This is a genomic window from Nostoc sp., from assembly GCF_036919555.1.
In the GTDB taxonomy this organism is placed as follows: domain Bacteria; phylum Cyanobacteriota; class Cyanobacteriia; order Cyanobacteriales; family Nostocaceae; genus Nostoc.
This window is the reverse complement of record NZ_JBALCS010000096.1, coordinates 44443-56153: the sequence shown is the minus strand read 5'-3', so window position 1 is coordinate 56153 and position 11711 is coordinate 44443. Positions and strand designations below refer to the sequence as shown.

Below are 11711 nucleotides of genomic sequence, written 5' to 3'. Positions count from 1 at the left end.
GAAGCGAGTTTTGTCCGATACCTAATTTCTAAACCATTGTTCACATCTGGGTGCAATGTCTTAATCTATAGCGTAAATCCTGCCCTATTTTTGGGAACACTAAGTACTGGCGTCTCAAGGATTAAACCGTATGGTTAGTATTCCCGGATATCACGTTAGCAAAGAACTATACAACGGTTCGAGAACCTTAGTTTATGGCGCTAATCGAGAAACTGACCAAAAATCTGTGGTGATTAAGCTGATGAAAACTGCTTATCCCAGCTTCAGTGAATTGGTACAGTTTCGCAACCAGTTCACCATCGCCAAAAATCTGAATCTACCTGGAATCATCCAAACCTATAGCCTGGAACCCTATCAGAATGGCTATGCGTTAGTCATGGAGGACTTTGGGGGAATTTCCCTCAACCAGTGGGAAGGGAGAGGAGAGAATGGGGGGATGGGGGGAACACCAGAAGCTCTGATTGAGTTTTTACAAATAGCGATCGCTCTATGTAATGCATTAGATATTCTAATTCGTAATCGGATCATTCACAAAGATATTAAACCCGCCAATGTTTTAATTAATCCAGAAACTAAAGAAGTTAAGTTAATTGACTTTAGTATTGCATCTCTGCTGCCACGCGAAACTCAAATCTTGATGAGTCCTAATGTACTAGAAGGGACACTCGGCTATTTATCTCCAGAGCAAACTGGACGGATGAATCGGGGAATTGATTACCGGACTGATTTTTATTCACTTGGTGTAACTTTTTACGAGTTACTAACAGGGCAATTACCATTTAAATCGCAAGATCCGATGGAGTTGGTACATTGTCATATTGCCAAACTTCCGCCTTTAGTACACGAGATTAATCTGCAAATTGCGCCTGTACTCTCATCTCTTGTCAGCAAACTGATGGCAAAAAATGCCGAAGACCGCTATCAGAGTGCATTCGGGCTGAAATATGATTTAGAAAATTGTTTGGCTCAACTCAAGGAAATGGGTAAGATTGCAAGTTTCCTAATTGCTCAACGGGATGTGTGCGATCGCTTTATTATCCCAGAAAAACTCTATGGTCGTGAGCATGAAGTTGAAACTCTGCTAAAAGCATTTGACCGCGTTACCAACAATCAGACGGAACTCATGCTGGTGGCTGGTTTTTCTGGTATTGGTAAAACTGCCTTAGTCAACGAGGTTCACAAACCCATTGTCCGCCAGAGAGGCTACTTCATCAAAGGCAAATTTGACCAATTTAATCGTAATATTCCCTTCTTTGCTTTTGTCCAGGCGTTTCGAGACTTAATGGGGCAATTGCTGAGTGAAAGTGATGCCCAATTGTCAACTTGGAAAAATAAAATTTTACAAGTGCTGGGCGATCAGGGGCAAGTCATTCTTGAGGTAATTCCCGAACTAGAACAAATTATTGGTCAACAACCACCTGCAACCGAACTTTCACCCAGTGCAGCACAGAATCGCTTTAATTTACTCTTTCAAAAGTTCATTCAGGTATTCACCACAAAAGAACATCCATTAGTAATTTTCCTTGATGATTTGCAGTGGTCCGATTCTACATCACTCAAATTGATGCAGTTGCTGATGAACGAGTTAGGAAGTGGAGCTTTACTTTTAATTGGAGCTTATCGAGATAATGAAGTTTCTGCTGCCCATCCATTGATGTTGACATTAGATGAAATTGCCAAAGCCAATTCTACCATTAACAAAATTACATTATCTCCACTGAGTGAACCCAGTTTAAATCAACTGGTTGCTGATACCCTAAATTGTTCACTAGAAACTACAGAAAAACTCACACAATTAGTTTATCAGAAAACCAAGGGTAATCCATTTTTCAGTACGCAATTTTTCAAAGCACTGCATCAAGATCAACTAATTAAATTTGATTTAGATAGCGAAACTTGGCAGTGTGATATTGCCCAGTTGAAGGTGTTAGCCTTGACAGATGATGTGGTTGATTTTATGGTGTTACGGTTGCGAAAATTGCCAGAACCAACGCAGGATGTTTTGAAATTAGCGGCTTGTATTGGTAATCAATTTGATTTGGCAACATTGGCAATTGTTTCAGAAAATTCCGAAACCGAAACAGCAACATACCTCTGGAAAGCATTACAAGAGGGATTAATCCTGCCACAAAGTGAAGTTTACAAATTCTATGTCGGGCGGGAAACACAGGATTTAGTACAAAGTTCGCTAACTGTAAACTATAAATTTTTACACGATCGCGTTCAACAAGCGGCTTATGCGTTAATCCCAGAGTCAAAAAAGCAATCCATCCATCTGCAAATTGGACAACTATTATTAAGCAAAATACCGATTAAAAAGCAGGAAGAGAGAATTTTTGAGATTGTTAATCAGTTGAATATTGGTGTAAAGCTAATCACTCGGCAGTCTGACCGAGATAAATTAGCACAGTTAAATTTGCTAGCTGGGCAAAAAGCCAAACAATCCACTGCTTATACTAATACAATGGAATATATTAGTTGCGGGATTCAGCTATTGACAATAGATAGCTGGCAACAACAATATTCACTCACATTAGCCTTGTATGAAGAAGCTGCTTCGGCAGCATATTTTATGGGTCAATTTGACCAGGTAGAAGAGTTTGTTAAGCAAGTCCAACACCATGCTAATGTCTTACTAGATCAGGTGAAATCGATTGAAATCCAAATTCAATCTTATTTAGCTCAGAGTCGTTTTGATGATTCGATTCGGACTGCGATCGCACTGCTAAATCTCTTAGGTATAAAACTATCTCATGAAGCAAATAAAACGCAAACATTCCTCAGTTTAGCCCAAACAAAATTACGACTTTTAGGTAAATCTCCTTTAACTTTGATTGATTTACCTGACATGACAGGGGACAAACATCTGGCAGCAATCCGAATTCTAGCTAGTACGAATTCAACGGCTTATATTGGCCGTCCAGATTTACTGCCACAAATAATCTTGAGCGAAGTCAATCTATCGATGCAGTACGGCAATGCGGCAGCATCGGCATTTGGCTATGCTTGGTATGGATTGATTGAGTGTGGGATGCTGGGAAATATTCAGGCAGGTTATGAATTTGGTCAATTAGCATTACAAGTTATCGAAAAATTCCATAGTAAGGAATTCAAAGCTAGAACCGTCTTCATTGTTCAAACATTTATTAATCACTGGCATGAACCCCTTCAGGACACAATTGCACCGTTAACCGAAGCCTATCAAGTGGGGTTAGAAACAGGAGATATTGAATATGCTGCTTGGGCTAGCTATGTCCGTAGTTTTCATGGATACTTTATCGGGCAGGAATTGGCGGAGTTAGAAAAACAGATGGGTGATTACGCTGAAGTCTACAGCAATTTCAGACAAGAAAAACCTCTGATGTATACTAATTCATTTCGTCAAGCCATCTTGAATTTGTTAGGAGAGTCTACTAATCCCAGTTACTTATCAGGTGCTGTTTATGATGCACAAACTATTCGCCCATTGCAAGAGCAAGCAGGCGATCGCACTGGATTGTGCTTTAGCTATGCCAATGAACTGATACTTTGCTACCTGTTTAAAAATTATACCGGAGCATCTGAGGCAGCAATTAATGCAATAACCTATTTAGATGGGGTAACATCGGCAGCAGTTGTACCAATAGTTTATTTTTATCAGGCGCTAACCCAATTAATTCTCTATCCAACAGCAACGGCTATCAAACAAAAACAGATTCTTAAAAAAGTAACATCCCATCAGAAAAAGCTGAAAAAATGGGCGCATCATGCCCCAATGAATCATCAACACAAATTTTATTTAGTCGAAGCAGAATGGCATCGGATTTTGCTGCAAAAAAACAAAGCAATGGAATTGTACGATCGCGCTATTTCTCTAGCTAAAGAAAACGAATACATCCAAGAAGAAGCCTTGAGCAATGAACTAGCTGCTAAGTTTTACCTCGACTGGGGCAAAGAAAAAATTGCTCAAGTTTATATGCAGGAAGCTTATTATTGCTATGCCCGTTGGGGCGCTAAAGCCAAAACCGAGGACTTAGAAAAACGCTATCCTCAACTCCTGGCTCCCATCTTACAACAGCCACTTAATCGCTTTCAACTAAATTCAACTGTCGATAGATCATCATTCCCACATCAAACCATCCATACAAACCTTTCTAACAGCAGTATTTCTGAATCTATCGATTTTGCCACCATCTTTAAAGCCTCACAAGCTCTCTCCAGTGAGATCCAATTAGAGCAATTACTCACTATCCTTTTGCAAGTGGTGATGGAAAATACTGGGGCACAAAAAGCTGCCTTGCTTGTACTCCAACAGGGGAACTTAGTAGTTAAAGCCTTAGCCACCATGAATGAAGGAGTCACTCTGGTATCTGTACCATTGTCAACCAGCGAAGCTATTCCGATTACACTGGTAAACTCTGTCAAACGCAGCTTAAAAACTGTTGTGTTCGATGATGTAACAGCACAAACTAATTTTATCGCCGATCCTTATTTCATCCACCAACAACCCAAGAGTGTCTTGTGTACGCCGATGTTAAATCAGGGTAAACTCATCGGGCTGGTATATCTAGAAAATCCGCTAACAATTGGTGCATTTACTCGCGATCACACTGAAGTTATCCAACTGCTATGCACCCAAGCCGCCATCTCTCTAGAAAATGCCCGTCTTTATCAAGAATCTCAAAATTATGGACAAGAGTTAGAGCGATCGCTGCAAGAACTTGAGCAAGCCCAATTACAAATGGTGCAAAATGAAAAAATGGCAACCTTGGGCAATTTGGTTGCTGGGGTGGCACATGAAATTAATAATCCCATTGGATTTCTCGAAGGCAGTCTCAACAATGCCGAAGAGTATACTCAAGACTTACTCGCTCATATCCAATCCTACCAACAACATTATCCCACTCCTGCAATCGCAGTTATTGAGCATGGCGAAAAAATTGACCTAGAATTCCTGGTTGAAGACTTCCCAAAGCTAGTAAGTTCGATGAAGGTGGCTTCAAAACGGATTAGAGACATTAGTACCAGTCTTCGCACCTTCTCCAGAGCCGATACAGCCGAAAAAGTTGCTTGTAACCTCCATGAAGGAATTGAGAGTACGCTGTTGATTTTGAAGTATCGCCTGAAAGCTGACGAAAAACGTCCAGCGATCAAAGTCATCACCGAATATGGAAAATTACCGCCTGTTGAGTGCTTTTTAGGACAGCTCAATCAAGTATTTATGAACATCCTCGCTAATGCAATTGATGCCTTCGATATATCCATTCAGGGGCATTCTTTTGCCCAAGTGCAAGCCGATCATCAGCAAATACTGATTCACACCGAAGTATCCAGTGACCAACACACGGTAGCAATTCGCATCAAAGATAACGGTCAGGGGATGCCAGAGGAGATTAAAGCACGGATCTTTGACCACCTGTTTACAACTAAAGAGGTGGGGAAAGGAACAGGATTAGGATTAGCGATCGCTCGTCAAATCGTCGAGGAAACCCACAATGGGCGGTTGAGTTGCAATTCTGTGCTTGGCGAAGGAACAGAATTTGTCATTGAGATTCCAGTATCTTAATGGCTACTACTCCGATTTTAAGAGTACAAAACTGTAAAGTAGACGAGTATCTTAGTACCAATTATGTAAATCTACCTAGCGATGGCTGACTCATATATTAAGATTTGTCTTTATTCTGTTAAAAGTGAAGCTTTCTACAGGGGTAACATTATCTACCAAACTTTTTTTGTTTCAAATGAAATTTTCGGCGATATGTTTCTGTAATCGACAATACCCGTAATGTAGATTAAATTGTAGGAGAAGTTCAAAATTTAGTTTAGTATTATGTCTACTCAAGAACAAAATTCTAACCAAGCATTTAATCAAACCCAGGCTAAAGCAACAAAGAAGAAGAAACTACAACCTCCCACAGATATCAAAAAACCAAATAAAACTGAATAAAAAGCTTTATAGTTCAATACGCTTGGGTTAAAGGCAAAAACCAAAACTAGCGTAGGTTGGGAAGCCACTGCGCCCTTACGGTTTCCCGACTTGTCGCTTGCGCCTCTGTCCGCAGGAGTTGCAAGTGGCGTTTGAGGAACGAAACTCAACATTTTTCGTGATTTGTTGGGTTTCACTACAAATATCCTTAACCTAAGCGTATTGGTTTATAGTCCCTTGTAGAGACTTAAATTAAATTAAGTCTCTACAATTATCATCAAAAATAAATCAGCTTATTTATTTTTCACTTGAGTTTTTGCCTGTTCTAAAGCTATTTCTTTGATTACCTGATACGAATTAACATTTGAATTACCTTCAATAGCTTTAACTGCCAAATCCTGAACTTGTTTGAGAGCAGATTCAAGTTGCTTAGAAAGATTTTTAATCCGCATCTCTTGATTAGTAATAGTTTGTTCTAGAGATTGTAGTCTTTGTTCATAGAAACGCTTTTGCCCTTCCACTTCTTTAGAATATAAATCTGATTTTACTTTAGCTTGGTAGTCGGCGATGCCTTTGCCTCCTTCTGTAGCTTTTTTTATAACTGCTTCCTCGTCTTTCGGAAAAGCCTCTACCTTGGCTTTTAATTCTTCAAATTGTTTCTCTCTCTCAGAAATTGCTTTCTCTCGTTCAGCCCACTGTTTTTCTGTTTCTTGTAATAATTCTTCTAGTTGCTTATATAGTGCTTTCTGCTCTTGTTCATATTCGTCAGTTTCTAGTTGTCGCTGGAGTTCTAAATTATATTTATACTCTGAAGCATTACGTTGTCGAGTTTTATTTAAGTTTTCATTCCGTTTTTTGATCGCCCGTTGCTGTTCCTCCTGTTCTTTTCCCCAAGTATTCCTTTGCTCTAGTATTTCTTGGAATAAAACTTCAGAACGCTGGCTATATTCTTCCTGATAAGCTTTAGTATTATCTTCATAGGCTTGGATGACAGTATCCAAGACATGATCAGAAATTTCCAAATTGTGCAACTGTGTTAATTGTTGGATTTCTTCTTCTAAAGTTCGCCTAATTTCTTCTAATTTAGAAGCTTTTGTGGTTAGCTGTTCCGACAATTCATTAGTATAACTGCCAAAATCTAATTGAATTTTCTCCAAGCTTTCAATTGTATTGCTTATCTTTTCTTGGACACTATAAAGCTGATTTATAGCTATTCTCTGTTCTAATTTAGGCTGTTCTTTAGTTCCAGACTGGTTTTCTTTGCCAATTTCATCGAGTTGCAATTTCAGCGTTGCTTTTTCCTGAGCTAACTCCTCATACGCCTGAAGAATTTCTACTTTAGTATTCTTATCAGTCGGTTTTTTTCCCACCACAATAAATCTCCTCTTCAGGAATTAAAAATGATTAATATCCTACAAATCCATAACTATTTAGGATTAGAACTACCAAAAGCTCTGATCACTAAATCTTGTGATTGTTTTAATGCAGTTTGCAATTGAGCAGAAATACCTTCTATTTGCTCAGATTGTTTCTTAATTGTTTCTTCCAGAGATTGAATTTTTAGTTCATAACTCTGTTTATTAGCTTCCCACTCTTTATCAAATAAATCAGCCTCAATTTTAGCTTTTTGGCTTGTTTCTTTAATTGCCTCTTCCCTAGCTTTATTAACGGCTTCTTCCAGTTCGTTAGGAAAGGTAGCTACTTTTTGTAGATAGTCCGCAAAGAGTGGTTGACGTTCAGCGAATATCTTTTCTCGTTCTGTCCAATCTTTCTGTTTATTTTGATAATTTTCTAGTATTTCCCTTTGTTGTTGGCGTTTTATCGCTTCGTAACTATCTGTATTAAGTTTACGATTAGTTTCTAACTTATACTGAGATTCTTCTTGTTCTTGTTGGCGATCTTTAGCTAATAAATCGTTATATGCTTGGAGTTCTTCCTCATATTCTGCTTGCTCTTTTTGCCATTCTTTCCGCCTGATTGTAATTTCTTTCTCTAGTCCTTCCCTTTTACTGACAGTATCTTGTTCTAAGGTTTTTAATTTTTCTTGGTGTTCTTGACTTAAAAGGTCTAAAGTTTCCGCTACATCTCTGATTTGTTGAAACTCTTGTAGGCGTTGAGTTTCAATTTCTATAGCTCGGTTCAATTCATCTAATTTGGAATTTTCCTCAGCTAGTTTTTCAGAGAAGGCGTTAAAAATACTGCCAAACTCCAATTGTAAATCAGCTAAACCTTTGACAATACTATCAACTGTATATGTAGAAGCTGCTTGCAGAATTTCTTGACTTTTTGCCTTTTCTGCTTCCTCTTGTTTGGTTGCTATTTTAGATTCCAGCTTTTTTCTTTGGATAATAATTTGTTGAAATGCTTGCATTAGTTGTTGTTTGCTGTCCTTGGCTCCAACTATAGTCATCTTCTAACTCCCTTCAATAGGCAATCATTTATTGGGTAGCAAGCCATACCAAGAACTACCCTATGCAGATATCAGGGTAGCCTTTAAATCAACATTTTTAGCCCAGTGGAAATACTGAAATATTCCACATCTGACACTTAGTTGGGGTACTATTTTTCTACACAAGTGTCTTTCTGGGTATATATTACTTTTTGTAAATAAAATCTAAAAGAATTAACTTTAATAGAAGCGCGGTTGCAGTAAAGCTAGATAATAGATTCAATCATGCTAATTGATACAAGCACAGTCCCCGACTTTTGTGATATCAATGTATACCAGTGAATCGACCAAATATTCTGCCAGAACGGACATTGGACAAACCAGCCGTATTTTAGTAGTAGAAGATGAAGAATTAATCCAGGAAATGCTAGTTGTAGCCTTGGAAGAAGAAGGTTATGGGGTGATAACTGTACCCGATGGGCGGTCTGCTCTAGAGTATCTCAAAAATTTTGAAACCAATTCAGGGGAACTTTCTTTTGATCTGATCATTCTTGATTTGATGCTGCCTCAAATCAATGGGCTAGATATTTGCCGTTTGTTGCGTCATCAAGGAAACCCAATACCGATTTTAATGCTCAGTGCTAAGGGTAGTGAAACTGACCGCGTTCTCGGTTTAGAAGTGGGAGCAGATGACTACCTGACCAAACCCTTTAGTATGCGGGAGTTAGTAGCTCGTTGTCGCGCTTTACTGCGCCGCCAACGCTTAAGTAATTTACCACAAGTACCAGTATTAAAATTCAAGGATGTCACCTTGAATCCCCAGGAATGTCGCGTGCTGGTTCGTGGTCAAGAGGTGAGTCTTTCCCCCAAAGAGTTCCGTCTGCTGGAACTCTTTATGAGTTATGCCCGTAGGGTATGGTCACGGGAACAATTGCTCGATCAGGTTTGGGGACCAGATTTTGTCGGCGATAGTAAAACCGTAGACGTTCACATTCGGTGGTTGCGCGAAAAATTAGAGCAAGACCCTAGTCATCCCGAATATATTGTGACTGTAAGAGGTTTTGGCTATAGGTTTGGATAATTAGTTTGGATAGTTGTTAGTTTTTAATAGTTACCAAAAAACTAACAACTCAAATGCACTTATTGGGATTTTTTCTGGGTTTAGCGGTAGGCATTGGGTTTTGGGTTTGGCAACAGGTTCAACTTCACCGCTACCTGGGGCATTTACGCCGACCATTAACCTCGCATTTTTACAAGATGCGACTGCTGCTGATTCCTAGATTGCGGCAGGAAATAGCGATGGTGAAACAGCACGAGCAAGATTTGCAGCAGTTGTTGCAAACTTACCAAGACCTGCTAAATTTTGCACCAGTAGGATATTTGCAGGTGGATGAGGAAAATCAGCTGCTATGGTGTAATCGACAGGCGCAGGAAATTTTGTATCTGCAAAGTTGGCAACCAGAACAGGTACGTTTGTTACTAGAGTTGGTACGGTCTTACGAACTTGACCATTTAATTGAGCAAACTCGTGATTCCCAAAAACCGCAGATGGGAGAATGGGTATTTCATCGATCTTGTGAGGATGCCGCAGAGATGCCAACAATAAAATCTCTGGCTTTGCGGGCATCTAGCTTGCCTTTACCCAATGGACAAGTGGGAGTCTTTTTAGAAAATCGTCAACCCCTATTAGATATAAATCAAATACGCGATCGCTCTTTTTCTGATCTAGCACACGAACTCAGAACGCCCTTGACTTCGATTCGCTTGGTTGTGGAAACGTTACAAAACCGCTTGGAACCACCTTTAAATCGCTGGGTTAACCGCCTAATGCAAGAAGTTGACCGACTGATTAACTTGGTGCAAAGCTGGTTAGAACTTACCCAAATGGAAGCAAACCCAAATATGCAATTGCAAGCCAAAGCTGTAGAATTGCGATCGCTGATTGCATCTGTTTGGGAAACACTAGAACCCTTAGCACAGCGCCAACATCTGTCTTTTTCTTATTCGGGCCCAGAAAATCTTTGGATTAAGGCAGATAAAGCCCGGATTTACCAGGTTTTTCTCAACTTGCTAGACAATAGCATTAAGTACAGTCCTCCTTATACAAATATTCAGATTCAAGCAAAAATCTTATCAACGAAGGATAATGATCCTGCTTCCCCAATTCTCGAAATAAATCTTATTGATTCTGGAGTTGGATTTTCTGAGGCAGATTTACCCCACGTTTTTGAGCGATTTTATCGAGGAGATAAAGCGCGATCGCATTCCCCCCAAGATGATAACTCTATAGGGGCGATCGTTGGAAATGGGTTAGGTTTAGCGATCGTTGAGCAAATTCTGATCGCTCACGGTGGTTCCATCAAAGCCATGAACCATCCAGAAACTGGCGGTGCGTGGATGCAACTTCAATTTCATGAAGTTATGGCAAACTCCTTAAGCCAAGACTATAGTTAGTAATATCTTCACCTTTGAGACAACAAGTGTGAAAGCTGTCGATTATAGTCCCAATCCTCAAAGACCCCAACTCGCACGCGCCATTAGGCGCTTAGAACGTGATGTATTACGCATGGGTGCTTTGGTAGAACAATCATTTCGCCTCAGTCACCAAGCGTTATTTGCTCGTAACTTAACAGCAGCTGGGGAACTTCCCCGATTAGATAAAAAGATTGATCGCTTTTATAGACAAATAGAATCAGACTGTACGGCGATTATGACGCTGCAAGCGCCTACGGCTCAAGATTTGCGCTGTTTAAGTGCCTTTATGCAGTTGGTGCGAGACTTAGAGCGCATTGGCGATTACGCTGAAGATTTAGCTGAGATTGCGGTTAAAATTTTTCCTTATCCGCCTCATACGTGTTTGCCAGACATTGAAGCTATGTCCCTTCATGCGCAGGCGATGCTAGCAACTAGCTTGAAGGCTTTGGGAGATTTCGATGAAGCCGGTGGGCGTCGTTTAAAGCACCTAGATGATACTGTAGACGATGCTTACGATCACGTTTATCAGACTTTAGCCCAACAACGGGATGTGCCTGGTGTCGTCGAGCCAATTATACTGCTAGCACTGGCAATTCGTTGCCTGGAACGCATGGCAGATCACGCCACTAATATCGGTCAAAGGGTAGCATATATTGTCACCGGTCAACGCTCTTAATTGACGGTTGATTAGTCCACAGCCTAAAGCCACTACCTCTACAAACAAATGCTGACGACTCAAGCGACTTAGTACAGCTTTGCGTAAAACCGTGGCAAATTGAGGGTTGAAAGTTAAACGCTCCAACAGCGCTGACTTTTTAAAATTGATTCGCTACGATTTGATCAAATCTTGTAGTTATATCATGTCCGCTTGATTACTTATTAAACCCGAAGAACCCCACCCCGACAAAGCTGCGTTTTGTCTCCCCTCCCGAAGAGCGGGGA

6 protein-coding genes are annotated in these 11711 nt (G+C 40.1%); 4 read left to right on the top strand and 2 right to left on the bottom strand.

Annotated features, from left to right (window positions below; genetic code table 11):
• Positions 1-130 precede the first annotated feature (130 nt).
• Positions 131-5545 (top strand): trifunctional serine/threonine-protein kinase/ATP-binding protein/sensor histidine kinase, encoded by a 5415-nt coding sequence (locus V7K36_RS27000; protein ID WP_335120751.1) that lies wholly within the window; start codon positions 131-133, stop codon positions 5543-5545.
• 653 nt (positions 5546-6198) lie between these two features.
• Here the strand turns inward: V7K36_RS27000 and V7K36_RS26995 are convergent.
• Both V7K36_RS26995 and V7K36_RS26990 read right to left on the bottom strand, forming a co-directional pair.
• Complete coding sequence (locus V7K36_RS26995; protein WP_335120750.1) at positions 6199-7278, bottom strand: hypothetical protein; 1080 nt, start codon at positions 7276-7278, stop codon at positions 6199-6201.
• A 53-nt stretch (positions 7279-7331) separates the two neighbouring features.
• A complete protein-coding gene (locus V7K36_RS26990) occupies positions 7332-8315 on the bottom strand; it encodes a hypothetical protein (RefSeq protein WP_335120749.1) in 984 nt (327 codons plus the stop codon).
• Between the two features lie 307 nt (positions 8316-8622).
• On the opposite strand from V7K36_RS26990, the gene V7K36_RS26985 reads away from it, so the two are divergent.
• The 3 genes from V7K36_RS26985 to phoU are packed head-to-tail and all read left to right on the top strand — an operon-like array spanning position 8623 to position 11445.
• A complete protein-coding gene (locus V7K36_RS26985) occupies positions 8623-9375 on the top strand; it encodes a response regulator transcription factor (protein WP_335120748.1) in 753 nt (250 codons plus the stop codon).
• A gap of 53 nt (positions 9376-9428) precedes the next feature.
• Complete coding sequence (locus tag V7K36_RS26980) at positions 9429-10748, top strand: sensor histidine kinase (RefSeq protein ID WP_335120746.1); 1320 nt, start codon at positions 9429-9431, stop codon at positions 10746-10748.
• Positions 10749-10776: 28 nt separating this feature from the next.
• Entirely contained in the window at positions 10777-11445 is a 669-nt protein-coding gene (gene phoU, locus V7K36_RS26975) for a phosphate signaling complex protein PhoU (protein ID WP_335120745.1), read from the top strand.
• The last annotated feature ends 266 nt before the right edge of the window (positions 11446-11711 follow it).